This window comes from Tolypothrix tenuis PCC 7101, from assembly GCF_963874875.1.
Classification (GTDB): Bacteria; Cyanobacteriota; Cyanobacteriia; order Cyanobacteriales; family Nostocaceae; genus Aulosira; species Aulosira tenue.
This window is the reverse complement of sequence record NZ_CAWNJS010000001.1, coordinates 310906-337196: the sequence shown is the minus strand read 5'-3', so window position 1 is coordinate 337196 and position 26291 is coordinate 310906. Positions and strand designations below refer to the sequence as shown.

Below are 26291 nucleotides of genomic sequence, written 5' to 3'. Positions count from 1 at the left end.
GCATTTAAATTGTATATTTCGCGCTCAGGTGGTCAAGAGTCCAGAATCCAGGGTCAAAGGCTAGCTTGGACTTTTGACTCTTGACCCTTGACAGCCCTAACGACAGAATATTTGATCTAGGCGCGTATCAGCTTAACCTGGTCTCTGAAAGCTGCGTTCTTCCTACTCGCAAACAACTAACTTTTACTCACCGAATATACAGGTTTTTGTTGGTTAGTATAAATTACCCCTCGTTGCCAAACAGATACTAGATGCGATTAAGCATCCATTACTAAAATCTTCACTCAATCAGCTTGCTGCAAACTTAACGGACTGCCTTTGTTTACTCACAATACCAGACAATGTTGCTAAAGCTGATACCCTATCAGTCACCTTTTATGCGTCAATTTGATGGTTTTGCAGTTGGGTAGTTATATCAAAAATTTAAGGTGCGTTAGCCTACTGGCGTGGCAAGACTAAAATAGTGCATTGCTCAAACTCTTGTGGAATGGGCATCTTGCCCGTCCTGGGCGGACAAGATGTCCACCCCACAAGAAAATTATATTGCCACATTTTAGTCTTGTCAGTCCACTACTTCTTAATTACCTGTACCTACTGAATAATATAGGGGCATCATTGCCCCTAGGAATCTTCAAGTTGACCGACGCGACGTATATTGAGAATGTCGCTCATTTTTTTTATTTGGGTAAACACTTGCTCTAGTTGTGGGCGATCGCGTATTTCTATACCTAAGTCCATTAATGCTGGTTGTCCGATCGCAGTTTTTACTTGAGCATGGCGAACGTTGATTCCCTGATCGCTTAAGCGTGACAAAATATCTTTTAACACTCCAACGCGATCAAGGGCTTCAATTTGCACGTTTACGGGGTAAGTATGGGGACGTGCAGTATGTTCGGCGGCGTTGTTCCACCCTACTGGTACTAGCCGTTCATATTCCACACTTTCAAGATTATTACACCCTTGACGATGAATAGAAATTCCGCGCCCACGGGTAACTACGCCAATAATCGGTTCCCCAGGAATGGGGGTACAACACCCAGCTAAGTGATACACCAAACCTTCTACCCCAACAATTGGCGAATCGCTGGCGCGGGAATGGGTTGCTGGTGCATCTCGCAAAGCTTTGGCGTTGCTGGATGACTCTTTGGGCAAAAATGGGGGTGCAACAACCATAGGTTGTTGTGCTTTCACCACTTCTCGCCAACGGTTGAGAACTAAGTTGAGGGTGATTTCGCCGTAACCCAAACCTGCAAGTAAATCTTCAACGCTGTGGTAGTTACATTTTTCAGACACGCTGTGCATTGCGTCTGATTTTAAGAGACTCTCAAAACCAGTTTTACCCAGTTCTTTTTCTAATAATTCTCGACCTCGAGCCACATTTTCTTCCCGGCGCGATCGCTTGTACCATTGTTTAATCCGATATTTAGCTGCGGAAGTTCTGACAAAGTTCAACCAATCCAAGCTAGGATGGCTGTTTTTTTGGGTCATAACTTCGACGATATCGCCATTGTGCAACCGCGTTGACAGTGGTACCATGCGCCCATTGACTTTGGCTCCCGCACAGTGGTTACCTACTTCTGTATGAATCCGATAAGCAAAATCAACACTGGTGGAACCTGGACTTAAAGGAATTACATCACCTTTGGGAGTGAAAACATAGACATCATCTTCAAATAAATTATCTTTGACGCTATCAAGATATTCTTGAGCATCCTTTAAATCACTTTGCCATTCCAGCAGTTGCCGCAACCAAGTAAATTTCTCATCTGTTGCTGTTAAATGACTATTATTAGAATTGCCTGTTTCTTTATATTTCCAGTGGGCAGCAATCCCATACTCAGCAATATGGTGCATTTCCATTGTCCGGATTTGCACTTCTAAGGGACGACCAGTCAGCCCAATTACGCCAGTATGTAATGACTGATAACGGTTTGGTTTTGGTAGCCCAATATAATCTTTAAATCTACCAGGAATTGGGCGAAAGGCATCATGCACTACCGCTAAAGCACGATAGCATTCTTCATTGGTCTCAACAATAATCCGCAATGCTGCTAAATCATAGATTTCATGAAACTCTTTTTGCTGTCGCTGCATCTTCTGGTAAATACTATAAAGATGCTTCGGACGACCGCTAATATCGAGACATTTAATTCCAGTTTGTTGGAGGCGATCGCGTAAAGTTGCTGTAGCCTTCGCTAATTTCTCTTCTCGTGATGTCCGTTTCTCAGAAACGTGCTGTTGAATTTCGCGGAAAGCTTCTGGTTCTAAATATTTAAAAGATAAATCTTCTAATTCCCATTTAAAGTGCCAGATCCCCAAACGATTCGCTAAGGGTGCAAAAATATCTCTAGTTTCTTGAGCAATGCGACGGCGTTTTTCATCTGGCATAAATTGCAGAGTTCGCATATTATGTAGACGGTCAGCCAACTTCACCACAATAACCCGAATATCCTGTGCCATTGCTAAAAACATCCGCCGAAAATTTTCTGCTTGACTTTCGGTTTTGCTTTTGAAATTTATTTTAGAAAGTTTGGTGACACCTTCTACTAATTGCCGGACTTCTGAACCAAATTGCTCTTCTATTTGTTCAATTGTAATCTCTGTATCTTCAACTACATCATGGAGAAATCCAGCTGCTATCATATCAGCACTACCGCCTAAATCACGCAGTAATCCTGCTACTGCAACGGGATGACAAATATATGGTTCTCCCGATTTTCGGTATTGTCCTTGATGCAGTTGATAAGCGAATTGGAATGCTCGAGCAATTAAAACTGTATCATTATGCCTTCGATCGTCTTCCGCTACGCCACCATTTCTGTATGACTCTTTTAAACATTTTTTGAGCCACTCCGGAAGAGGAACATCAATGGAAGAATTGAGAACTATGGTACTCATACAAAGAGAACTAAAGGTGATCTGTGGATAGGGGTTAGAGAGGAGCAAACTAACAGCATCGCCGCCGGAAAATGCTAATGCCAAAGGCCGGTAGAAAAAACTTGAGAAGATGATTACTAATTTTTTATGGTAACCATCAAGTGCGAGCTTTAAGTTACATAATTCCTATATATTTCTGGCAAATGAAGCCTCAAAGCGTGACTTGAGGCTTCTTGTTCTAAAAAGAGCTGAAGAAAGATTATTGTAGAAAAATTACTTGACATTAATACTATCTTAACTACCACTGGATGTCTCTAAATCAAGAGAAATATCAGGACTTGGCAAATTTGTTAGAGCAATTCCGCTCCGATGCCAATAAGACCACACTAGATGCAAGCGAACTGCGGCAGCGTTTAGCCTCCTTAAATCAATTGTTTGGGCAGCAGATTCTACCTTTACCTGAACTGAATTCGCGAGAACAGTCTTATCGGACAGAGATTGGCAAGCAGTTGCGCCTATTGGAAATTGACATAATGTTTTTCCAAGGAGCAAGGCAGGTATCAACTGCACAAGCCAGGCGGCAAACCATTAGCGATCGCTTGACAACTCTCATCCAATATTGTGATGCTATCCTGCGACCAGAAGATACAGAGGAAAAATCATGATTCATTTCCTGGTGATCTAGTTTATTTATCATCCCACCTCTGACTTCCAGTTGACAGCTATTTTGACAACAAGTTGTAAACTCCGTAAATTTCACGATTGAGCATTGGTATTGGGGAGTGGGGATCGGGGACTGGGGACTGGGGAGAGGGAGATGAGGACGCAGGGGGCAGGGAGCAGGGAGCAGGGGGAGAATAAATTACCAATTACCAATTACCAATTACCAATTACCAATTACCAATTACCAATTACCAATTACCAATTACCCAATGCCCAATGCCCAATGCCCTATGCCCCATGCCCAATCCCTCGAAGCAACAGAGTTATAGTGCGATGCATATAGGTGTCTACTGGCTCTGCTGTGGGTTTAAATATCAGTGCATAATAGAGTGACCCACTGACGAGGTCGGTGATGAGATCTACATCTGCATCTGGCTGGATTTCGCCTCTAGATTTGGCTCTTTGCAGAATTTGGGCAAAAGCCTCGCGACGCGGCATTATATATTTTGTCCAGTAGACTTGGGCAAATTGCGGATTGCTTGAGGCTGTACTGATAATTAAAGCGAGTGTCTGACGACCTAGAGGACTCAAGATTTTTTTCGCGGCATTATCAATCAGGATATCCATATCTCCCCAGAAGGTACCTGTATCTGGGATCGCTACATCTGCTCTTAAGCTTTCGATCGCATCTGCAACTAGTTCTTCTTTAGAAGTATAACGTCGATAGATAGTTGTCTTACCAACTCCAGCACGAGATGCGATCGCTTCTATGCTCATGCTTTGATACCCTACTTCCGCCAGTAGGTCAAGAGTTGCCTGCAGAATCGCTTGATTAGCTTGAATACTGCGTGGTCGTCCAGATGGGCTATTAATTCGCTTACTCATACCAACATCTTGACTAAACCCGACCATCTTGGCAATTTTCAGTAAATTTCTTTACTTTCCGCCGTCTTGAGCAAGACTATACGATACGCTACCGTAGCGTATATGATTGTGTTAGGGGTTTGGTGTTCCTATTACCCAGTCCCCAATCCCTAATCCCCAGTCCCCAATATGGCTACTAATATTAAAAGTTCTAATTTTAACCAAGCTGGTTATGTTCAAGGGCCTTTGAAATGGGCGATCGCTTTTTCTGCGTCTCTGGGTGCGATTCTAGAGGTGATTGACACTAGCATTGTTAACGTGGCCCTGACTTCCATGCAAGCCAGTTTAGGGGCTACAGTGAGCGAAATTGGCTGGGTAGTCACCGGATATGCGATCGCCAATGTTGTTTTAATTCCCTTATCTGCTTGGTTGGGTGATTATTTTGGTAAAAAAAATTACTTTATATTTTCGCTAATTGGCTTTACTATCGCCTCAGTTATTTGTGGGCTATCAGTAAATTTGCCCATGCTAATTGTCTCCCGCATCGCTCAAGGATTATTTGGTGGGGGATTGTTAGCGAAAGCTCAAGCTATTTTATTTGAAACCTTTCCTCCCGCCGAACAAGGTTTAGCGCAAGCAGTGTTTGGAGTGGGAGTGATTTCTGGCCCAGCAATTGGCCCGACTTTGGGAGGCTACCTCACCGATGCTTTGGGTTGGCGCTGGATTTTCTTTATTAATATTCCCTTTGGGATCTTGGCAGTAGTGATGTCTTCAATGTTTTTACCGCAGGATAAAGGTAAAAGTGAAGCAAAAAACCAAGCCGTCGATTGGTTGGGGATCGGGTTATTGGTGGTTGCTATTGGTTGTATGCAAACCTTTTTAGAAGAAGGGGAACAAGAGGATTGGTTTTCTTCCGGTTTTATTACCACCTTAGCGATTGCCAGTATTTTAGGCTTAGTGCTGTTTATTTGGCGAGAACTGAAAACGCCTCATCCGGCTGTGGATTTAAGAGTGCTGCATCACCGTTCCTTAGCTGCGGGGAGTTTTTTATCTGCAATTGTGGGGATGGGATTGTATGGCGCATTATTTGCTGTACCAATTTTTGCCCAAAGTATCCTGCATTTTACTGCTACCCAAACGGGACTTTTACTAGCACCTGGGGCGTTAGCATCAGCAATTGTCATGGTGATGTTAGGTAAATTATCTACCAAAGTCGATGCCAGAATTTTAATTGCGATCGGTGGTGTGGGTACAGCTATGGTGATGTTTGATTTATCAAAACTCACTTCCCAAACCGGAGCCGATGATTTATTTTGGCCCTTGGTATGGCGTGGAGCCTTTACAGTCTTGATGTTTCTACCGTTAAGTTTGGCAACTTTAGGCTCACTTCCCAAAAAAGATATTTCCTCTGGTTCTGGCTTTTACAACCTCACCCGGCAGCTTGGTGGTAGCATCGGCATTGCTATACTCACCACCCTGCTAGATAAGAGAGAAGCGTTTCATCGCGCTATGCTTTTATCTCACCTTAGCCCTTACAGTCCAGAAACCAATCAACGCCTTGACTTGCTTACCGCAGCAATGCAAAACCAAGGTATGGATGCAACAACAGCCCATCAACAAGCATTGGCTTTACTGAGCCAAACAGTAGATATTCAAGCGGCGGTTTTGTCTTTTGCAGATATCTTTCGAGTTGTAGGAGTAGCGTTTCTCTGCTCATTACCTTTATTACTCTTTTTAGGCAAAGGTGGCGCTGGAGCAAAAGCACCAGTACATTGAGCGCGAGTTCCTTTGAGAAATAGTAGGTAAGCGCGAATTGCTTTGAAAAAGAGTAGGTGAAGACAGCAGAGGAAGCAGGAGGAATAAGTTTCCAATGCCCCATGCCCCATGCCCTATGCCCCATATCAATATAAGTAAATATTATAAGCAATATTACTTATTTATATAATTCATCTATTTCCTTACTCAGGTTGAAAGTATATTTTGGATCTTATATGTCAAGGTTTCATGACATTCGCGCTCAATTAAATTTTTTTAATCAATGAATTTAAATTTATTACTGCTAAGAATGCTGATTTAGAGCAAAAATTTCTGTTTATCAGATGGGAATTTTAGCTGATAACTCTAATTTAAAATTCCACCTCTTGACAGAGTTTAGGTATTTTTTTAGCTAAGTTACTGAGCAGAATTAGCTAAAGCAATAAATACAGGGAATTTTTTTGTTTTGAGACTGTTAGTTGTAGTTGCTGTAGAGATTTATGAAAGGTTATTTACCCAAAGGGCGGCTTTCTTCGACATATTTAAGCAGATTTAATTATGAATATGTTCAAGATAAATGGAAAAGTTACTGCTTTAAAATACGTGGAACTAGACGTTCATCTGCTTTAGATAGACCTCACCACAAACACATCTTTTGGAGTTGGTGCGGCAGTTTTATTGGCATAGCAGCAACCGCTTACCTGTCTATAAAAATGAATTCTCCTTTGTTGATGGCTCCCTTTGGTGCGACAAGTGTATTAATCTTTGGTATACCTGACAGTCCTTTAGCTCAACCCCGAAATGTAATTGGTGGTAATTTTGTAGCAGCATTAGTTAGCCTGACTATTCTGCATCTTTTCGGTTCAGAACCTTGGGCTATGGGAATGGCTGTGGCTACAGCTATTGGGATGATGCAACTTACTGCAACCTTACATCCTCCTTCTGGTGCTGTTGCATTAGTTGTAATGATGACAAAAGCATCCTGGCAATTTCTCTTAACTCCTGCCTTAGAAGGTTCGATAATTTTGGTACTTTGTGCCGTAGTATTCAATAATTTGGCACATGAGCGAACATATCCTAAGTATTGGTTTTAAACGTTGGCGTTGCTGTCTCTCCGTAAGTGGGATTCAGCAACGCCAAACTTTCTATGTGTAGATTAAAAGAGCGATCGCAATTAAAATTCAGTGTATTCAGCCTGTGATGCCATTAAGAAGCATTGCTATCTGTAATCTGTTCTTTAGCTGAATCAACTTCTCCTGCTAACTCTTGGCGAGTTGAAGCTTTTAAGAAATAGCGGGAGACAAACCAGATGACGTAGCTAAAGCCAATCAACTGAAAAAATGAAGCCAGGAATGGAATATCATCGATGGCATCTGTAATTGCCACTAACATTCTAAGGGCAATTACCGTTGCCACAAGCACAACGAAGCTAATGACAAGAAAATTGTATTCATTGACGAAATTAGCCACATTTTTCGGCAATGTTTCCAAAAATTCTGCAGTTTTTCTACCTATTTCTGTACCTTGTTTCTCAGATTGAGCCTCGCTAGCTAGTGTTGACAAAGTTTCTGCTGCTGAACTGTCAATTATTGTTTTATCGGTTGTATAAGGAGGCTCAACATATTTGGGTGGTTGTACTTGAGTTTGCATAGTTTTTTTAGAGAAATTGTTCATTTTCGGATGTGATATTACCATTCCGGCAGTTTTTAGTCTGTTTTTCATCAACCAATGGGATATATTTGGCCTCTCAAAAGTTATAAAATTATTCTTTAAAATTGATTAGCTAAATCCAAACAGCAGTTTTGCTATTCATAAAATAAAACTAGTATGGGTAGGAATGAATGCACTTACTTAAGTAAACATTGCTGCCCAGAACCCCGACTTTTTGAAAAAGTCGGGGATATAAGTCCTGCTAAAGTCAGTGAAATTATTGTGTAGTGAATGTTTACTCTAGTGTTAACAAATCCCTAATTACTACTTATCAACTATTGATTTAAATCTTGATAAAAAAACTCCCACTGCACAAACAGTGGGATAAAAAAATCTATTTCGATTCAATTCTGAGCTTAACACGCTGTTTTTCAATACACATCAAGATGAAATTTAGATGAAATCTTGATACTTCCCTAGATAAAAATATTTATTGTCAAATTTATATAGTGCGATCGCACCAAACAATTTTTTCTATTTTCTAAATAAAACAAATTTAAAAATTGATTTTATAAATAAATATTTAAATTGTAATCTCTGATGAGTTTGAGTATATTCTTAGCCTTCATAAGCTAACTGAAACGCCTTACCTGAGTGAGTAACATAACTGAGTACATCAGTTACCTGAAATATGCTATATGTCATCTACTGATAGACATAAAATTCAGCAGTAACTATTATAGTTATAATTCTTTCGAGAGATTATTTAACTTTATAGTTGCCGACTAAGGCTAAATATGAGATGTCATGCATTGAAATTAATACTTACGAGTCTACCTTAGGGTGATGCCTTGGTAGGCAAAAATTCCTTAGCCTAAATTCAGAGTTGAATAAAGGTATTAGGGAAAATTTGTATGACAGCTAATGTTTCTAGTGATATCAACAAGAGTGATAATAAGTCGCTATTAACCGGCATTCTCTTGATTGTTTTAGGAGTGATTGCGATCGCAGTACCTACTGTATCCACAATTTTTGCAGAAACCTGGGTAGCGGTGATTCTGGCTTCTGCTGGATTTGCCAAACTGTTTTATGCATATAACACCCGCCAGTCAGGTGGCTTTCTGTGGAAACTGCTGTTAGGCGTACTCTACATTGCAACAGGTATCATGCTATTGATTTACCCTTCTACGGGTATTTTCACATTGACTCTATTGCTGGGTAGCTTCTTGTTAACCGAAGGTGTTTTCGAGTTAATTCTGGCATTTAAACTGCGTCCTCAACAAAATTGGACATGGGTTTTAGGTGACGGCATTATCACATTAGTATTAGGTGCAATGATTTGGTTCCAATGGCCATTTGATGCACCTTGGGTAATTGGTACACTGCTAGGTGTTAGCATTCTATTCTCTGGCGTTTCCCGGCTGATGCTGTCTTGGAATCGTTCTAATTTAAATAATCCTGACCAAGCTGCAGGAGCCGCTTAAGCCTGTGATATCTTCTAGGGTGAGCATTGCACGGTATTCCAAACTCACCCACCAAACCACCCAAATTAAGCGATCGCACTATTTGCATGATATTAATTGAAGTGAATGCGATCGCTTTTGATTTTTCAGACTGGTAAATTGGCACCGTTGCCAATTTTATCGCGATTATGTGCTTTCAGTAGATATGCCATATCCGGCCCAGAAGGAATAATTCCACCGGGATTTAGCGGAAAGAGATTGCCATAATAGTCTTGCTTCACACTTTCCAAATTGCAGGTATCAGCCACGCCCGGAAGCTGATATATATCGCTTAAGTAAGTTCCTAAATTGGGATAATCTTGAATTCTGTGGCGGTTACACTTGAACAACCCATAGTAAGCAACATCAAAGCGGAATAAAGTAGTGAACAAGCGCACATCAGCCAGCGTAACTTGGTTTCCGCAGAGGTAACGACTTGTTTGTAACGCTGCTTCAATCTCATCCAAAGTTGTAAATAATTCATCACAGGCTTGATTATAAGCTGCTTGAGTTTGAGCAAAACCACAGCGATATACACCGTTATTTACACTTTGATAAATCTTCTCATTCCACCAATCAATTTTCTCTTTCAGATTTTCTGGATACAAATCCATAGTTGGATTCTTAGCGAACTCGTTCAATTCTGAGTTCAGCATCACAATAATTTCTGCACTCTCGTTATTAACGATAGTCTTAGTTTGTTTATCCCATAATACTGGAACTGTAGCGCGTCCACTGTAGCCAGGTTGAGCAGCTGCATAAAATTGAGCCAAGCTAGCGCAACCTTCTTCCTCTTCATTAAACACCCAACCGCCTGCTATGGGGGAAGGATAAACAACAGTGACAGAGATAATATCTTCAAGTCCTTTGAGTGCGCGCACAATTAGGGTACGATGCGCCCAAGGACAACTCATTCCCACATAAAGATGATAACGTCCTGCTGCTGCTGGGTAGCGGCTATCTTTATCTGTGCTAATAAAATTTCTAAACTGACTGTTAGGACGAATATACTCCCCCGATTTACTTCGAGGAGCAATCTTTGACATCATCGTATGCCACATTGTTGACCAAACAAACTTACCCAGCTTGATAATTAGCTTGGGTGGTAATGATTTTCCCTTGCTGTGAGTCCGAGGAAAATCGGTTTGGGAATTTTGTACATCAGTCATAGTTAGTGATTAAGGTAACCTAAAGGGATTTTATAAAATACCAAGCTTTGGATTTTCCAGAGTCTACTTAGTTATTTCGGTATTGGTAATTCGTGCATTGCTGAATCACTATATCTATAGCATTGGAGAGATTGCGCTCTTCCTCTAGTCTTGTGTCGGATTGTATATATATTTAAAACTAATTTTATCACTTTAGCCAGAAGGCAATACCATAGTATTTTTTTAATATAAATGTAATTTGTTTTAATGATTTAAGTAAAGAAATTTTAGGACAAATATTAGTTGATTTTTGGCAATGGTTAAAAAAGATTAAATAAATTTAAATACTCATGAATTAATATTCTGAATTTATTTAAACCTCAATAAAATAGCAGGTTTTTACAAATATTTATTGACTGTGTACTTATCATCAATGTGAGAGTTTTCCTATATGAATATACTAAGTAAAGAGCGTTCGGAACGCGATAGTAAAGCCCAAGATACCCCACGTAGTTTGAAGTTCCAGGATGCACTACTACTATTTTCTTTGGTGTTGATAGCTGGCATGGTGAGATTCGGTAATGTTGATGAGCCTGATACTAATAATGTGAATCGTGTTACCCAAACATCAGAAGTACTTAACGATACAGATAAATTTGTGGGTAAAAATGTCACAATTAGAAGCCAACCAGTACAGCAAGTAGGCTTAACCTCCTTCACCGTCAATGATCAGCCAAGAATTATTCAAGAACCGCTTTTAGTAGTTAATGCTTCAGGGGTTCCTTTTGATTTACCTGCTAATCGCAATAGAAAAATTCAAGTTACAGGTCAAGTTCGCAATTTACAAATTCCTCAAATTGAGCGAGAGTTTAATTTAAATTTACAAGACGAATACTATACATCATATATAAATAGACCTGCGATTATCGCTCAGTCTATAAGAGTTGTGCAATAAAAGCCAATACTGATGATGGTTGAACAATTCAAAATCAATCACCACATCTATCAATACGCTATTCAATTAGTTTTGATATCAAGCAAACCTGCATATTAGGACTGCGGTTGCTTGGTTCAAGGCTGTTGCTGGATTTGAAATCTACACTTATCAACAGCCCGATTGTGCAAAATCATCTACCAATAGATAGATAATAAAAAATCTTTAGTCTAGATATTCAAACTTTACCAGCTTTCTTCCGAATGATGGCAGATTATTCGGAAGAAAGCAATTTCATTGTGACAAACAGTTCCTCTGACGGATAGACTGAAATCTTTCTCAAGCCTTACAATTTTTTTCAATAGCAGAGATAACCTGCCGCAAAGCAGATTTTAGTTACCTCTAATTACTGAAAATTAGGAAAAACCTGAGGCTTAATGATGGATACAATTCGTGTAGTTTTAATTGAAGACCATGATCTAACCCGTATGGGTATGCGTACTGCTTTAAAACAACAAGAAGGAATAGAAGTAATTGGTGAGGCTAAAAATGCTAATTCAGGTTTGAAGCTACTGAATTCTCTGCAACCAGATGTAGCAATAGTAGATGTAGGCTTACCAGATATGAGTGGAGTTGAATTAACGCAAATCTTCAAAGATTCTGAAGATGCAGATTCACCTCTGCCAACTAAAATTTTAATTTTAACAATGAATGATAGTGAAGATACTGTTTTAGCTGCCTTTGCAGCTGGTGCAGATTCTTATTATATGAAAGATGCCAGCATTGAAAAATTAGCTGATGCAATTCGAGTTACTCATGAAGGTAATTCCTGGATTGATCCTGCTATTGCTCGGATTGTTTTACAGCAAAGCAATAGTGCTTATGATGAACCAAACGCTGGCTCTAAATCTTCAACTGTGACGATTAACTCTTTATCACCAGAAGAAAGCGAATTTTTACTAGCTTATCCTTTAACTACACGAGAATTAGATGTATTAAGGTTAATTGTTGATGGGTGCAGTAATGCTCAAATTGCCGAGCAGCTTTATATTACAGTAGGTACAGTTAAAACTCACGTCCGTAATATATTAAACAAGCTTTCGGTTAGTGACAGAACTCAGGTTGCAGTTCGTGCTTTGCGTGCAGGATTAGTCAGCTAACTTTTACTTTGCAATATTTGCTACAAGTTGTTTAACAAAGTAAGTTTCTCAATCTTAGCCAAGAAACCCCTCCTCTATCAGAACACAGTCAGCAAAAAGGGTAAAAGGAAAAACACCTTTACCCTTTTTTCTTTGATGAATCAGCCCTGTAATCTAAAATTTGAGTTGACGCTGATGCGTTACGCTGTAGCTAACGCATCCTACGTGAACTTCAAAAATAAAATATAAGTTCTATAGATGAGTTCTTCTTGATTTTGGGGGATAAATCTCGTTTTTGCATAGATTAAGTTGGAAGTAAAAATAAATTAGTCTTGATTGTTATCTATTTCTAGGTGGTTACCAGATTTGTAAAACAAAATAAATTTTTGATTTAATATATTACTTTCATTTAAGATAATTAAAAAATTAATTAATCATTAAGTATAGGTGATTACAATTAATTGTAAAGGTTAATTTATAATCAAGCTGAGAATAATATAACGCAGCGAAATTATATCAATCTACAGAGAATTGGGGGAAACTTATGAACGCTAGAATTTTTGCTTTATTGGCAATAATGACAGCTTTTGCAAGCATAGTAAACCCGGTTCAAGCACAATCATCAGGAGCATCAAACCAAAATATAGACTCATATTCAATAACTGGTGATTCTTTAACCGGAATTAATAATAGAAATGCTCAACAAGACTTTAACAGTTTTTTTGAGCAACAAAATCCCGCAACTGTTTCCAATCAAAATCAAGTAAATAATAAACTCTCTGAAGGTTTGCAACTTAAAGAAACCTTATCAGCACCTAACAGTTCTGTCTTATTTGTTCCTGTTCAGTCTTTTAACGGTAATGACGGAACGCAAGTACAGTTTGATTTTAGTAATAGTCAATAAGGAGAGTTAAGGGGTAGGGATCAAGGGATAAAATTCAAAAGTTGTAACAGACGCGATTAATCGAGTCTGTACTCAAAATTCAAAAGTTATTTTTCTATTTTCCTTTTACCCAATCCCCAGTCCCTAATCCCCAACTCCTAATCCCTACTCTCGCAACGCCTCAACTAATTGGTCGATTTCCGATTCTAAAGTAAAGTAATGAACGCAGGCGCGTACACAGTTGGGGTCGGCAATTTTGCGGGTAAATATTCTTTGTGATTCTAAAAATTGCACTACTTCTGAGGTAGTTTGGGGTTGTTGGTTAGCTAGTTGAAATGAAATTAAACCGCTTTCAGGTGGAGAAGTCCGCAAACATTTGATATTGGGTAACGCTGATAACTTGCGCCACAGATATTCGCTGTTACGGCAAATTTGTTGATAACGTTTTTCTGGTGTTCCCCATTGCTGATGAATAGCGATCGCTTCCTGTAAGGCAATGTACAATGGATAATCTGATGTTGCTACTTCATAACGTTGTCCACCTTTTTCCCAATCTACAGGCTTACTGCGCTCATCAATAACAACGCTACGCCAGCCTATAAAGGTGGGTTGCAAATTGGCTTGGACTTCAGGACGCACATACAACCCACCTACACCAGCCGGGCCACATAACCACTTGTGACCTGTAAAAGCATAAAAATCTACTCCCAATTGAGTTAAATTTAAAGGCATAGCCCCAACAGACTGGGCAGCATCAACTAAAAGTAAAGAATTGTTATTTCTGCATAATTCAGAAATTTTTTCTAAGGGTAAAAGCTGACCCGTATTCCAGAGGATGTGGCTTAAAACTACAAGGCGGGTATTTGGGCGTAAATTTTGGGAAATAACTTCTACAGGGTCGCCTACGTTTAAGGTGTCCATTAAGGGACAAGTGGTAACTTCCACATTAAATCTACGCCCAATTTCCTGGGCGATCGCAATTATCCCCTGATGTTCGCAATCAGAAAGCAATATATGGTCGCCAGTTTGCCACTCAATACCCCACATCGCAATATTGCAACCCACAGTCACATTTTCTGTAAGGGTGATGGTTGATGGTGGTACATTCAACTCAGATGCGATCGCAGCTTTTGTGGCTTGAATAATTTTGCCAATCCAGCGTCCCACCTCATTCCCAAAGGGGCCTAGCTGTTGGATGTGCATTTGAGTTTCAGAAATCGCCTTGATTGCTGCAACGGGCATTGGCCCTTGACCGCCATAATTGAAATAAGTCTTATTTGCTAAAGCGGGAAATTGTTCTCGATGGCGATGCAAACTTTGTTGTAGGTCAGAAAGACTGATCATAAGAATTTTAGATTAAACTGGCAAAAATAACTGCTTTATACTGGGAAGCAACAGATTAGCCTAAGATTTACATACATGATTAATCGTTGTGCATCATTGCACGCTGCCCAAAGGAATTATAGTTATTTGACAGACTTACAGAAAATAGGAATTCTTGTTAGCTTAAAGGAATGTTAATTAATGCCGATCTGTTACTGCAATATCAACGCTGTAAGCGCCGCCCTTTTTTAGATAGTCACGGTGATAAAAGCCAGCGAGATACTCCCAATGAGTTGCTGCTAAAACTCCAACAAGATAAAATCGCTTATCAAAAGGATATTTTGGCTAACTTGCCTTATGAGCAGCCAGAATATCCTAAAGGAAATTTGAAAGCTGGGCAAGCGGCAACCTTAGAATTAATGCAGCGTGGTGTTGACTACATTCATCGAGGTATATTGTTAGTCAATTACGACCAGTGGGAAGATACAGAACCCCACAATCAACAATATACCTTGCTGAGTCGCCCAGATTTACTTGTGAAACATCCTGGAGAATCTCGTTTTGGAGATTGGATGTATGTTCCGGCGAGTATGGAAATGGGTAAGCGCCCAAAGCAGGAATATCAAGTGGGAGTTGCATTTCATGCTCAAGTTTTGGCGATGGTGCAGGGAGTTGCACCCCAAATCGGGCTGCTAAAATTACGTACTAAAGAAACTACTTATCCAGTAGATTTACTGAAATGGTCGCCCCAAATGCAGTTGATTTTGGCTGAGTTAATTCAAGCGCTAGAGTCACAAGAAGGGCCAGAAGTATTCATCTCTCGCCAAAAATGCAATCTTTGCCACTGGCATAGTCAATGTTATGCGATCGCGCAATCAGAGAAACACCTCTCACTGTTACCAGGAGTTTCACCGCTACGCTATACTCAACTGCAATCACTCTCCCTGACTAGCTTAGAATCGCTAGCTAGTACTAGCCCCAGTGTCTTAGAAAATTTGCCTGGTTTTGACAATCAAGTAGCACATAAACTGGTAATCCAAGCGCAATCGGTAGTGCAAAATCGTCCGTTTATCTTACCTTATACCCTACCAATAGAAAATATTACCTTCACGGCTCCAATTGAGATTTACTTTGATATTGAGGCACAACCAGATTTAAATTTAGATTATTTATTAGGGGTATTGGTAGTTAATCGGCAAACTAACACAGAACAATTTTATTCTTTGTTAGCTACAAAACCAGAAGATGAAGGCTTAGTTTGGCAGCAGTTTTTAGATTTAGTTGGGCAATATCCCGAAGCCCCAATTTATCATTTTTGCGCCTACGAATTTGATACAGTCAAACGGCTAGCAAAGCTTTACCAAACTCCGTATGCTTCAGTACGCCCGGTATTAAATCGGTTTGTGGATGTATATGAGCAATTAACTCAAAGTGTAGCCTTACCGATTGAAAGCTATGCCCTAAAAGCAATTGCTCGTTGGTTAGGGTTTGAATGGCGTGACAAAGAAGCTAGCGGTGCTAAGTGTATCTACTGGTACGATCAGTGGTTAGAAACAGGCGATCGCACTTTCTTAGAAATGATCCAACGCTATAACGAAGATGACTGCCGTGCTACCTATAATGTCAAAAACTGGCTCGTGAAATTCTTCCTAGAAGAATACTATTTGCGTCCAGCTTAAATTAAATAATTACTAATTCGTAATTCGTAATTTGTAATTCGTAATTAAAAATTTACTATTTCACCTAGATGATAATATCGCGGTCGTTTAGCTAAAACCAATTTGAAAAAAGAATACGACAGATTGCAATACTCGTCGGTTAAAGGCAAAAGGGGAAAGGGAAAAGGGGCAAGAAAAAACCTTTAACCCTTACCCTTTCTCCTGCAAAGACGCTACGCGTAGCTTGCTTAAGCGCAGGGGTACACCTTTTCCCCAAACCAAATTAAGAGTTGAAAATCCTTAAGCGAGCACTATTGCGACAGATTATAGGGGCAAGGCAATATATTGATGTGTCGCCAACATTATTTGAATTGCTAAAAGTTTAGGGTAAATAGCGATTCATCCTTACCCAATCTTGAGTTGAACCAAAGTTAGGATTTTCGGTACTGTTATTAGTACCATATATTTGTCCTTGACGATTGATCCAATAGTAGTTGTAGTTGTTTGGTAACTCGGCGTTTGGATAACCGTAAGGGTTTGTCCAAGTTGTGACATTACCCAGATTCTCACGAAACTGGAAGTTTTGACGGTCTAGAGATTCATTTCGTTGACGGTTGACTTCGTCCCAAGTCCGTTGAGACCATTCGCGGTATTCCCGATATCTTTGCCCTTCAGTCTGCGAAATCTCCAGATTTTGCGCCATGATTCCTTGCATTCCAAAAGCGGCCCCATTGCTTGCTGAAACCTGAGATGCTACCTGTGGCAACCATGAAGCATAATTAGCCCACTGTGATTGGTGCGATGCGGCACAAGTCATTACCATAGTACAGATGTTGTAACTATATGCGACGCTGCACTTGGCTAGACCTTGGCAGGGAATACCATTGGAGAAGTATGTGCAATCAAACTCATAAGCAGCTGAACATCCAGCGATTGGTTGCGCTGGGCGGGGTTGACCAATTCGCAGGTCGTAAGGCTGGAGTGCTAATAGTTTCTCGTAAACGAACTGCCAAGGGTTATAGTTTACAGGTAGTCCCGAATTTCCCACCATAATTGTCAAAGCAGCATTGTCTGGAGAAACCAGAACAACAGCAAATTGACCATCCTCAACCACTCGCCAATTATTTGGTACTACATAGTTGAAATAATTTCCCCGCCAGATTGATAAACCAGCGGTAGGAAAAGAAGACTGATTGTAGTTGTTATACATTGGCTTGGTGGCAGAGAAGAGAACTGATAATATATACATCCTAAAAATTGGCTTTTACGGACTTTCCCAGCTCAATCCTCAACAAAAAGCTGCACATTATGTCAATTAAGGCATTTACGGGCTTGTAGCTTTTCGCCTTCTGCCCATGTAGCATCCAATGCCAGGAAATATACCCAAGTACTTAGTGATTCGCCTACAGTGCGACCCCAAACAAAATTTTGTGAACCACAGATAAAACAGGGTCTTTCTTGTGGACTAAAATTTTGTGGATTGTCTTGGTTGGTCTAAAAATTAGTGAGTGCGATCGCTCTTCATAAAAGCGATCGCACCATTACACTTTCTATTTTTTCTCTGAGTAGATTTTTGTTGGCGAAAACTGCTGCTAATCTAATTCTCTGCGGCCTTCCAAGGCTCTAGCCAAAGTTACCTCGTCAGCGTACTCTAAATCACCGCCCACAGGTAAACCAAAGGCAATCCGCGTTACCTTTGTAAAAGGTTTCAATAACTGACCAATATATAATGTTGTGGTTTCCCCTTCCACGCTGGGACTGATTGCCAAAATCACTTCCTGGGGTTTTTGTTGACTGACTCGCCGCACCAAAGCCTGAACAGTTAGCTGTTCTGGGCCAATCCCATCCATTGGCGAAATCACCCCACCTAGAACGTGATACTTACCTTTGTACTCGCGGGTTTTTTCCAGTGCAATCACATCACGGGAATCTGCTACCACACATATAGTATTTTGCTCGCGGTTAGGGTTGCGGCAGATTTCACAAACTGGTTCAGCAGATAAATGAAAGCAGACAGAACACAAGCCTACCTGTTTTTTCGCATCAATTAGGGCTTGTGCTAAAGCCTCTACTTCCGTTTCTGGCCGCTTCAGAATATGCAAAGCCAATCGCTGGGCTGACTTAGGCCCAACTCCCGGTAGGCGTTGCAGTTGCTCAATTAACCGTGCTAAAGGACGTGCGTAAACCGTAGCTTTATCTCCAGAATGTTTTTACCTTAACTATGATGACATTCTTACAACATTTTGGGGCTGAAGGATAAAGTATCTACCCCTGCGGGGAAGCAAGCTACGCGTAGCGTCTCCAAAAAAGAATATAAAGTATAAAATTATTCAAGTAAGCATAGGATTGTAATGCCTGAAAAAATTTCCTCTATGGACTCACCTTTGATTAACTATAGAATTTGTCAAGCAATCCGAGCCTAAAAATTTTCTAATTAAACTTATGAAGAAATGAACCCACGCTGGGTTTAAACTCGTTGAAGGAAACAATGCAGCAGAAGTGGTCTCAATTGCTGAATAATATATAATAATTTTTGCGTTCATGCAAATGATTAACCAATAAATTTAATATCTATTACACATATTTTGATATTATGTCTAGTCAAAATGAAATTATTAATAATAATCAAGAACTGAAAAATCAGATAAAAGCATATAGAAATGCTTATAAAGCTAGATTTATCCGCAATCAATACACCAATAATATAATCATAACTTTATCTATTTTACTAACAGTTTTAATTGCGATCACTGGAACTAGCCCTACCTTTAAAGATACTAAAAACCCTTGGGCTGCTCCTCTTGGTGTTTCAGCTTCAGCATGGCTGGGATTAATATCCACAGCACTCATCAGTCTTCAAAGACTTTACAACGTACAAGAAAAAATTGCTTTTTATCCTTCTTATATAGTTAAAGCTGAAGAACTTATTGAAGATTTTGATGCTATTAAAACAGAAGAAGATTTAGAATTAGTTCGCAAGCAGTTCAGACAAATGCGTGCAGATGAAGCAATTAAGCGTCCGATAGAACGTTCAAATAGTTAGAGTTTTCAAGAGTTTAAGCATAAAAAGATGGGTATGATGTTATTACCATACCCATCTTTTTAACTAATTTTTAATTACTGATTATAGTTGTGGTGCATACTGAGGCTTTTCAGGCACGTGAGTGTACTCAGCCACAATTTGCCGAAATTCAGCGCCGTCAATTGTTTCTTTTTCGATCAACAGATCAACTAAACGGTCGGTGACGCTACGATTTTCACGAATGATTTTCTTAGCTTGTTCGTAGCATTCTTCTACGATCGCTCTCACTTGAGCATCGATCCGAGAAGCGATCGCTTCGGAATATTCAGATCGAGTTGTCCAGTCACGACCTAAGAATACTTCACCTTGTTGGCTTTCCAAAGATAGGGGGCCTAAATCAGACATCCCGAATCTGGTTACCATTTGTCTCGCCATTCCCGACAGCTGTTGTAAGTCGCCACCTGCACCAGTGGTAACTTCCGCAGCACCAAAAATGACTTCTTCTGCAGCGCGTCCACCTAAAGCACCAGTAATCCGCGCTTTCAGTTGAGAACGAGTAATTAATCCTTGTTCTTCGTTGGGTGTAAACCAAGTTAAACCCTGTGCTTGTCCGCGAGGAATCAAGGTAACTTTCTGTACTGGGTCATGGTCTTTTAAGACTGTTCCCACTAAAGCGTGTCCTACTTCGTGGTAAGCAATTAAGCGCTTGCTCTTGCTGTCAACCAAGGGAGTACCTTCCATCCCTGCAACTACCCGATCCACCGCATCATCAATTTCGGTGAGGGTAATGCCTTCTTTGCGTCTTCTGGCGGTGAGAATAGCAGCTTCGTTGAGTAAGTTGGCTAAATCTGCACCTGTGAATCCTGGTGTGCGGCGAGCGATCGCATCTAAGGATACGCTAGGGTCTAATTTCTTATTTCGGGCGTGGACTTGTAAGATTTCCAAACGTCCTTTAATATCCGGTGCATCAACGGTTACTTGACGGTCAAAGCGTCCGGGACGCAATAATGCTGAGTCTAATACGTCAGGACGGTTGGTAGCAGCAATAATAATGATGCCTGTGTTACCTTCAAAACCATCCATTTCGGTGAGTAGCTGGTTGAGGGTTTGTTCGCGCTCATCGTTACCGCCACCAATACCAGCACCCCGTTGTCTACCTACTGCGTCAATTTCATCAATAAATATGATACAAGGGGCGTTGTCTTTGGCTTTTTTAAATAGGTCACGTACACGAGAGGCACCTACACCCACAAACATTTCTACGAATTCTGAACCAGAAATGCTGAAGAAAGGTACACCAGCTTCGCCTGCGATCGCTTTTGCTAGTAAAGTTTTACCAGTTCCTGGAGGGCCAACTAACAACACGCCTTTGGGAATACGTGCGCCTACAGCAGTAAATCTTTCTGGCTGTTTTAAGAAGGTAACGACTTCTTGTAGTTCTTCTTTGGCTTCTTCAATACCTGCTACATCGTCAAACTTCACGCCAGTTTTGGCTTCCATTTGAAAACGTGCTCTGGATTTGCCGAAGTTCATTGCTTGACCTGGCCCGCCTGGGAGGTTGCTAGAGCGACGGAACAAAAAGAACAGACCCGCAATCAATATAATGGGAAAAACCAGATTGCCTAAAAGTCCCCAAATAGCCCCATCATTCCGCATGGGGTGGGCATCAAAACTAATTCCTTTGTCTTTGAGCTTGCTAATTAACTCAGGTGCGTTAACAGGCAGATCTACTCGCCAGCGTTGAATACGATTTTCAATATCTGGATCTACGGCTTCGATAATCGCTGTCCTACCACCTTCATAAAGATCTACACTACTGACGCGATTAGCGTCCAAATATTCCAGAAAGCGTCCATAGGTCATGCGCGTATTGGCTGCATTCTTCGTCATGTCAGCAGGAGCGCCAGCAAATGCTCCTTGCCAGAAGAAAAAGCCAATTACCAAAGCAGGTAACGTCCACAGTAATAGGACTTTCCAAGAAAGTTTCATTTTAATCTGCCTCTAAATGCCAATACAACTCATCAGCTTTAGCAACCAAATGATCAATCATCCTGCTAAATTCAGGTTGATTATGGAAGTAAAAAGTATAAAAATTTTCAAACTAACTGACCCTGCAGCACTAGCTAGAGGGCGCGTCATCCTAGAATTCAAAACTTCTTTGTGATCATCCATCCTTTCTTGGTTGCTAGCTAGCTGTGAAACGGACTCTTAATAAATCCATTTTGATGAATTTGATGTTTTGTGTGCAGTGTCCTAGAACTATAAGGTCTTTACAGTAAATCTAGAGCGACAACACGAATCTTAATTAAAGTTAACTTAATTTTAATACATAATAGTCCCACCGCGACACGAGATTTGAGGAACATCAGCATTAGGAAGCGTCATCAAAGCCATACTCCCTGAGCTATTGCTGTTCCTCTCCCCCTCTATACTATTGTGGATGCTCGATTTTAGATTATGAAATCCTTGGGCTAAAGCTGATGTATTGTAAGCTGCAACTACCTGTTAGCACTTCTCGCAACCTACAGCCGTACATGAGATAGATGCCTGGTTTTGAGGCAGGAGCCAGTCTTAATGAAAAAAATTTCACAAGCCCTGCATGAAAGTCTCAATTAGAATTTTCACTCAGCAATCCCCCTTGCTTTAAGCTGGGAAACCCGTAAGGGCGCAGTGGCTTCTCAGCACTCAGCACTTTTTTATTATTTCACTTCGCTGATTTGGAGAGTGTAAGGAAAATATTTGCCTTTGACATAGGAACCTACCCAAATCTGGTAAGTTCCTGGGAGCCATTCACCAAGCATCCCAGGATTTTTACCATCAAACTCGTCATTACACCATGTACCACCAGGGCCTTTGACTATGAGTGTAGTATCTTCAGGACTTTGCACTTGTAGCTTCAAGTAATCCAATTTAGTAGTGATTTCTAATTTATGGTCTGGTGTTTCATCAACAAATCCAGTACATGGCCCGGTTGCAGTTTCAGTTCGCTTTGCTACTTGGTTACTTGGAACTGAACCGCCACTCATACCCCGAACAGTGAAGGGGTCAGGAGAAAAATTCTTACCGATGGAGATATCTCCAAATATTGGTGGCGTTTGTGGCACATCTGCTCCAGCATGAGTGACCGATGTGACTAAGAGTGTAACCACCATTAATGATAATCTTATTCCTTTGTTAAGAACTCTTTTCGGCATTTTAATCACATGGTTATCTAAGTGGAGTTGATGACATGAATTTTACACGTAAAGTTCCCAAAAATAGAAGAATTAACTAGTTTAGAGTTGGGTGCTTTTCCCGATTACCAATTACCAATTACCCATTACCCATTACCCAATTGCCAATCCCCAATCCCTATGACTGCTTAATATCTATGAATAGAGGCGCACTTGAGTACGCCTCTAAAAATCTAAAATATTGTCAAAGACTCTGAGCTAACTGCTTGCTGCGATCGCTTTACTCAAGCGGGGGCGATCTAAACCAATTTTGTGGAGTAATAGCCAGGATTGAATCAAGTCTGGGCCATGAACATCTCCAGTTAAAGCAGCGCGGAGCGATCGCATTACTAAGCCTTTCTTGACATTTTGGGCTTTTACCACCTGCTTAATAATCTCTTGGGCCGTAGCTTCTTGCAATTCTTGAGTTTCTAAAGCTGCAAGAATTCCTTGTAAAACAGCCGCAGAACCTTCTTGTTGTAACTGTTTACTGGCTTCCTCGCTAAATTCAACTGTCTCAGTGAAAAACAGTTGGCTCTGAGCGACAGCATCTTTGAGGCGAGTTAAACTTGGCCCAAGTAAAGCTACTAATTGCTCTAACCAAGCACGATCACGTCCCCCATCAAAGTTAAAGCCTGCTGCTTCCCAATAAGGAATGAGTAAATCTGTGAGCTGGCTGACTGGCATATTATGGATGTACTGGCTATTTAACCAATCCAATTTCGCCCAGTCAAATTTTGCACCTGCTTTATTAACACGCTCAAAGCTAAATTCCTTGGCTGCTGCTTCTAAAGTGAAGATTTCTTGAGTCGAGTCTGGTGCTGACCAACCCAGTAAAGTCATGTAATTGACTAAGCCTTCGGAAGTGAAACCTAATTGCTTAAAATCGGAAATTGAAGTTACGCCATCCCGCTTGGAAAGCTTCCGCCCTTCCATATTCAAAATTAGCGGTGAGTGGGCGAATTGGGGAATTTTTGCCCCCATAGCTTCATAAAGGAGAATTTGCTTGGCGGTGTTGGCGATGTGGTCTTCTCCCCGAATCACATGGGTGATTTGCATATCGATGTCATCAACCACAACCACAAAGTTATACAGTGGTTGACCAACACCATCTTCGGAAGCACGGGCGATCACCATATCACCACCCAAATCACTACCCCGCCAAGACATTTTTCCCCGAACTAAATCATCCCAAACAATTTCTCTGTCGTCCTCGATTTTGAAGCGAATGACAAAGCTACGTCCTTCAGCTTTGAAAGCAGCTTCTTGTTCTGGGGTGAGATTGCGGTGACGGTTGTCATAACGTGGTGCTTCCCCTTTGGCTTTTTGGGCTTCCCGTAAAGCCTCTAGTTCTTCACTGGTGGTATAGCAGCGATAGGCTAAACCTTGTGCTAGTAGTTTTTCTACTGCTTGTTTATAGAGTTCCAGGCGTTGAGATTGAAAAAATGGGCCTTCATCCCAGTTCAGCCCTAACCAGCGCAACCCTTCAAGAATATTCTCTGTGTATTCAGGACGCGATCGCTCTAGGTCTGTGTCTTCAATTCGCAGGATAAATTTCCCACCGTGGTGGCGAGCAAATAGCCAATTAAATACAGCCGTTCTAGCTGTACCGATATGTAGATTTCCAGTTGGACTTGGAGCAATACGGACTCTAACAGTCACAGTTCTTTCTCTCTTTAGCAAAGCATGATCACTATAACAAGCACTGAGGAACCAGTGCTTTGTGGAGGTAAATATTGATAATGAGTTCCCTTTACCTCAGTTTACTAAGCGTTCAACACTTATTAATCTTTCGTTAGAACGGGACTGACGGGGCTCGAACCCGCAACTTCCGCCGTGACAGGGCGGTGCTCTAACCAATTGAACTACAGTCCCTTGATTACCGACTTTGCTATTATGCAGATTTTTTTTTAAGTTGTCAAGCAATTTGGTGGAGGAAATTTCAAAGAGAAGACCAGAATTGTATTCTTCCTCCTCTGCTCCCTCTGCTCCCTCTGCTTATTTTTTTAGAAGTCCCTCAGCCTACAGCTGCTGGCATTGAAGCTAAATGCTCCTGAATCTGGGATTGCATTTGCTTGTACTGTTGCTTTAAGAGGTTTTTACTCAAATGCGCTTGAGATGAGGGTGGTAAGGTTTTACTCTGTTCTAGCCAAGTTTTCAACGTTTGTCGCTGAGTTTCATTAATGTAACTGCTCATAACGCTAGTACAAGAATTAGGCGCTTCCAGGGTAAATAAAATTAACGGGTAGCGTTCATTGCTGGCTAAGGAATACACCATTTTTTGATTTTGCGGTTCTTGCATATCGAGGTAGCAGGGTAGCCACTTTGGCCCTAGTTGCTTGTTGTACAAAACTGTCAGCCACAGCAGCATCGGGTGAGGAAGTTTGATGAAGAGAAACTGGTTGTAACGGATAGAATGGGAACGCTTTTGAATTTCTGCTTTGGGCAACATTAGCCAGAGTGAGGCTACAGGGTTTTTTTCGATATCTAAAAGCCTCGGAAACACAATTTCCTGAATCGGTTTGTTTGGCGGCCAAATTGCTTTCCAACAAATTTGTTCTACAGCCACAGGTAAATCAGATTTGGCAGCAATATGAGGATTGTTGCCATTGACTGATTCAGCTGGAATATTACTACCCACTTTCATGGAACTCTTATTTGCAGGCCAATTGAGATAATAAGTGCGATTGATATTTTCTAAGACTTGCAGCAATTGGGTACTACTTTGAGGGCGATCGCGTGGAGCTTTTGCTAAACAAGCCATAATTAATTCATTTAGCTCTTTGGGTAATTGCAGTTCTGGTTTAACTGCTGCGATCGCTCTTGGTGGCTCAAAGTGATGTGCTTTATACCAAGCACCAAAGTGATCGGTTTCTGGTTCCCAAGGTTTTTTACCTGTGAGCATTTCAAACATCATCACACCCAGGCTATAAATATCAGAGCGACTATCTAATTCTTCTCCTTCTAATTGCTCTGGTGAACAATAAGGTAAAGTGCCATGAAATCCTTTATTTGTACTAATTGTTGATACAGCATTTACAAATTTAGCAATGCCAAAATCTAAGATTTTTGCTAAATAACCTAATATAGGGTCGGGCATTACTAAAATATTTGCTGGCTTAATATCTCTATGAACAAGTGGATAAATTTTACCTTCTATATTCATCCCTTGATGGGCGCACTGTAAGCCTAAACAAACCTGACGTGTCAGATTCATAAACATTGGCAAGTTCATCGGTATGAATTCCTTTAAAGATTTCCCCGATAAATATTCCATGACGTAAAAGGGGTAACCTTGTTCACTTACGCCATAATCATAAGCCTTGACGATATGTATACTTTTTTGGCTCAAAGCTGCGCTCACCATTGCTTCCCGTGCAAAATCTTTTTGCAACTTTGGGTTTAAAACAGTTTGAGCTAGAAACTTGATAGCGACTGGTGTTCCTCCTAACAAAACATCGTTCGCTAAAAAAACCTTGCCCATACCTCCTGTGCCAATTAACTTGATCAGTTGATACCGATTGGCAAGCAACCCTTTACTATCGGGAGACGCTGATGAGCTTTGATTCACTTTTATAACCTCTTAAATACTCACCAAAATTAATAATGAGTATTTTAACTAACAATTTTTAATATATGTATAATTCTGGCTATCTACCCT

The 26291-nt window shown here is 40.6% G+C and carries 20 protein-coding genes and 1 tRNA gene; 9 read left to right on the top strand and 12 right to left on the bottom strand.

Annotated features, from left to right (window positions below; genetic code table 11):
- Positions 1-621: 621 nt before the first annotated feature.
- Positions 622-2898, bottom strand: coding sequence for a RelA/SpoT family protein (locus tag AACU25_RS01345; RefSeq protein ID WP_096573562.1), 2277 nt, complete (start codon positions 2896-2898; stop codon positions 622-624).
- Between the two features lie 287 nt (positions 2899-3185).
- On the opposite strand from AACU25_RS01345, the gene patD reads away from it, so the two are divergent.
- Positions 3186-3542, top strand: a complete 357-nt coding sequence (gene patD / locus AACU25_RS01340) for a heterocyst frequency control protein PatD (protein ID WP_096573561.1) — start codon at positions 3186-3188, stop codon at positions 3540-3542.
- 286 nt (positions 3543-3828) lie between these two features.
- On the opposite strand, the gene AACU25_RS01335 is transcribed toward patD, so the two are convergent.
- The gene (locus AACU25_RS01335; RefSeq protein ID WP_321206622.1) at positions 3829-4452 is read right to left on the bottom strand and encodes a TetR/AcrR family transcriptional regulator; all 624 of its coding nucleotides are present in this window, start codon (positions 4450-4452) and stop codon (positions 3829-3831) included.
- A 141-nt stretch (positions 4453-4593) separates the two neighbouring features.
- Here AACU25_RS01335 and AACU25_RS01330 point away from each other — a divergent pair, with 141 nt between their 5' ends.
- Entirely contained in the window at positions 4594-6180 is a 1587-nt protein-coding gene (locus AACU25_RS01330) for a DHA2 family efflux MFS transporter permease subunit (protein ID WP_096573560.1), read from the top strand.
- A 479-nt stretch (positions 6181-6659) separates the two neighbouring features.
- On the top strand, positions 6660-7253 hold the full coding sequence (locus AACU25_RS01325) for an HPP family protein (RefSeq protein WP_096573559.1): 594 nt from the start codon (positions 6660-6662) through the stop codon (positions 7251-7253).
- A 112-nt stretch (positions 7254-7365) separates the two neighbouring features.
- Here AACU25_RS01325 and AACU25_RS01320 read toward each other — a convergent pair whose 3' ends face one another.
- Entirely contained in the window at positions 7366-7809 is a 444-nt protein-coding gene (locus tag AACU25_RS01320) for a CAAD domain-containing protein (RefSeq protein ID WP_190445677.1), read from the bottom strand.
- 914 nt (positions 7810-8723) lie between these two features.
- Here AACU25_RS01320 and AACU25_RS01315 point away from each other — a divergent pair.
- Positions 8724-9293, top strand: a complete 570-nt coding sequence (locus AACU25_RS01315) for an HdeD family acid-resistance protein (protein WP_096573557.1) — start codon at positions 8724-8726, stop codon at positions 9291-9293.
- Positions 9294-9418: 125 nt separating this feature from the next.
- Here the strand turns inward: AACU25_RS01315 and AACU25_RS01310 are convergent, their stop codons facing one another.
- Positions 9419-10480 (bottom strand): glutathione S-transferase family protein, encoded by a 1062-nt coding sequence (locus tag AACU25_RS01310; RefSeq protein ID WP_096573556.1) that lies wholly within the window; start codon positions 10478-10480, stop codon positions 9419-9421.
- Between the two features lie 430 nt (positions 10481-10910).
- Between AACU25_RS01310 and AACU25_RS01305 the strand changes: the two genes are divergently transcribed.
- From AACU25_RS01305 to AACU25_RS01295, 3 genes are all read left to right on the top strand, one after another.
- A complete protein-coding gene (locus tag AACU25_RS01305) occupies positions 10911-11414 on the top strand; it encodes a hypothetical protein (RefSeq protein ID WP_096573555.1) in 504 nt (167 codons plus the stop codon).
- A 419-nt stretch (positions 11415-11833) separates the two neighbouring features.
- Entirely contained in the window at positions 11834-12553 is a 720-nt protein-coding gene (locus AACU25_RS01300) for a response regulator (RefSeq protein WP_045869546.1), read from the top strand.
- A 523-nt stretch (positions 12554-13076) separates the two neighbouring features.
- Complete coding sequence (locus tag AACU25_RS01295) at positions 13077-13436, top strand: hypothetical protein (protein ID WP_096573554.1); 360 nt, start codon at positions 13077-13079, stop codon at positions 13434-13436.
- Between the two features lie 144 nt (positions 13437-13580).
- On the opposite strand, the gene AACU25_RS01290 is transcribed toward AACU25_RS01295, so the two are convergent.
- On the bottom strand, positions 13581-14759 hold the full coding sequence (locus AACU25_RS01290; RefSeq protein WP_190445678.1) for an aminotransferase class V-fold PLP-dependent enzyme: 1179 nt from the start codon (positions 14757-14759) through the stop codon (positions 13581-13583).
- Between the two features lie 170 nt (positions 14760-14929).
- Between AACU25_RS01290 and AACU25_RS01285 the strand changes: the two genes are divergently transcribed.
- Positions 14930-16417, top strand: a complete 1488-nt coding sequence (locus AACU25_RS01285) for a TM0106 family RecB-like putative nuclease (RefSeq protein ID WP_096573553.1) — start codon at positions 14930-14932, stop codon at positions 16415-16417.
- Positions 16418-16778: 361 nt separating this feature from the next.
- Here AACU25_RS01285 and AACU25_RS01280 read toward each other — a convergent pair whose 3' ends face one another.
- Together AACU25_RS01280 and recR are read right to left on the bottom strand one after the other, a co-directional pair.
- Complete coding sequence (locus AACU25_RS01280; protein WP_321206623.1) at positions 16779-17645, bottom strand: hypothetical protein; 867 nt, start codon at positions 17643-17645, stop codon at positions 16779-16781.
- A gap of 343 nt (positions 17646-17988) precedes the next feature.
- Positions 17989-18546, bottom strand: coding sequence for a recombination mediator RecR (gene recR, locus AACU25_RS01275; RefSeq protein ID WP_045872549.1), 558 nt, complete (start codon positions 18544-18546; stop codon positions 17989-17991).
- Between the two features lie 443 nt (positions 18547-18989).
- On the opposite strand from recR, the gene AACU25_RS01270 reads away from it, so the two are divergent.
- Positions 18990-19439: a hypothetical protein gene (locus tag AACU25_RS01270; RefSeq protein ID WP_096573551.1), complete on the top strand. Its 450-nt coding sequence runs from the start codon at positions 18990-18992 to the stop codon at positions 19437-19439.
- A gap of 81 nt (positions 19440-19520) precedes the next feature.
- On the opposite strand, the gene ftsH2 is transcribed toward AACU25_RS01270, so the two are convergent.
- The 5 genes from ftsH2 to AACU25_RS01245 all read right to left on the bottom strand — a co-directional run bounded on the left by ftsH2 (position 19521) and on the right by AACU25_RS01245 (position 26201).
- Positions 19521-21407 carry an ATP-dependent zinc metalloprotease FtsH2 gene (ftsH2, locus tag AACU25_RS01265; protein ID WP_096573550.1) on the bottom strand — a complete coding sequence of 629 codons (1887 nt, stop codon included), beginning with the start codon at positions 21405-21407 and terminating at the stop codon, positions 19521-19523.
- Positions 21408-22117: 710 nt separating this feature from the next.
- Positions 22118-22612 carry a hypothetical protein gene (locus tag AACU25_RS01260; protein WP_096573549.1) on the bottom strand — a complete coding sequence of 165 codons (495 nt, stop codon included), beginning with the start codon at positions 22610-22612 and terminating at the stop codon, positions 22118-22120.
- 237 nt (positions 22613-22849) lie between these two features.
- Complete coding sequence (gene gltX, locus AACU25_RS01255; protein WP_096573548.1) at positions 22850-24292, bottom strand: glutamate--tRNA ligase; 1443 nt, start codon at positions 24290-24292, stop codon at positions 22850-22852.
- Positions 24293-24431: 139 nt separating this feature from the next.
- Positions 24432-24505, bottom strand: a tRNA-Asp gene (locus AACU25_RS01250).
- A 142-nt stretch (positions 24506-24647) separates the two neighbouring features.
- Positions 24648-26201, bottom strand: coding sequence for a serine/threonine protein kinase (locus tag AACU25_RS01245; RefSeq protein ID WP_096573547.1), 1554 nt, complete (start codon positions 26199-26201; stop codon positions 24648-24650).
- Positions 26202-26291 lie beyond the last annotated feature (90 nt).

Bases quoted from the DNA above. Each gene is read 5' to 3' on its own strand.
- AACU25_RS01345 (WP_096573562.1), bottom strand. From the start codon at position 2,898: ATGAGTACCATAGTTCTCAATTCTTCCATTGATGTTCCTCTTCCGGAG.
- patD (WP_096573561.1), top strand. From the start codon at position 3,186: ATGTCTCTAAATCAAGAGAAATATCAGGACTTGGCAAATTTGTTAGAG.
- AACU25_RS01335 (WP_321206622.1), bottom strand. From the start codon at position 4,452: ATGGTCGGGTTTAGTCAAGATGTTGGTATGAGTAAGCGAATTAATAGC.
- AACU25_RS01330 (WP_096573560.1), top strand. From the start codon at position 4,594: ATGGCTACTAATATTAAAAGTTCTAATTTTAACCAAGCTGGTTATGTT.
- AACU25_RS01325 (WP_096573559.1), top strand. From the start codon at position 6,660: ATGAAAGGTTATTTACCCAAAGGGCGGCTTTCTTCGACATATTTAAGC.
- AACU25_RS01320 (WP_190445677.1), bottom strand. From the start codon at position 7,809: ATGCAAACTCAAGTACAACCACCCAAATATGTTGAGCCTCCTTATACA.
- AACU25_RS01315 (WP_096573557.1), top strand. From the start codon at position 8,724: ATGACAGCTAATGTTTCTAGTGATATCAACAAGAGTGATAATAAGTCG.
- AACU25_RS01310 (WP_096573556.1), bottom strand. From the start codon at position 10,480: ATGACTGATGTACAAAATTCCCAAACCGATTTTCCTCGGACTCACAGC.
- AACU25_RS01305 (WP_096573555.1), top strand. From the start codon at position 10,911: ATGAATATACTAAGTAAAGAGCGTTCGGAACGCGATAGTAAAGCCCAA.
- AACU25_RS01300 (WP_045869546.1), top strand. From the start codon at position 11,834: ATGGATACAATTCGTGTAGTTTTAATTGAAGACCATGATCTAACCCGT.
- AACU25_RS01295 (WP_096573554.1), top strand. From the start codon at position 13,077: ATGAACGCTAGAATTTTTGCTTTATTGGCAATAATGACAGCTTTTGCA.
- AACU25_RS01290 (WP_190445678.1), bottom strand. From the start codon at position 14,759: ATGATCAGTCTTTCTGACCTACAACAAAGTTTGCATCGCCATCGAGAA.
- AACU25_RS01285 (WP_096573553.1), top strand. From the start codon at position 14,930: ATGTTAATTAATGCCGATCTGTTACTGCAATATCAACGCTGTAAGCGC.
- AACU25_RS01280 (WP_321206623.1), bottom strand. From the start codon at position 17,645: ATGTATATATTATCAGTTCTCTTCTCTGCCACCAAGCCAATGTATAAC.
- AACU25_RS01270 (WP_096573551.1), top strand. From the start codon at position 18,990: ATGTCTAGTCAAAATGAAATTATTAATAATAATCAAGAACTGAAAAAT.
- ftsH2 (WP_096573550.1), bottom strand. From the start codon at position 21,407: ATGAAACTTTCTTGGAAAGTCCTATTACTGTGGACGTTACCTGCTTTG.
- AACU25_RS01260 (WP_096573549.1), bottom strand. From the start codon at position 22,612: ATGCCGAAAAGAGTTCTTAACAAAGGAATAAGATTATCATTAATGGTG.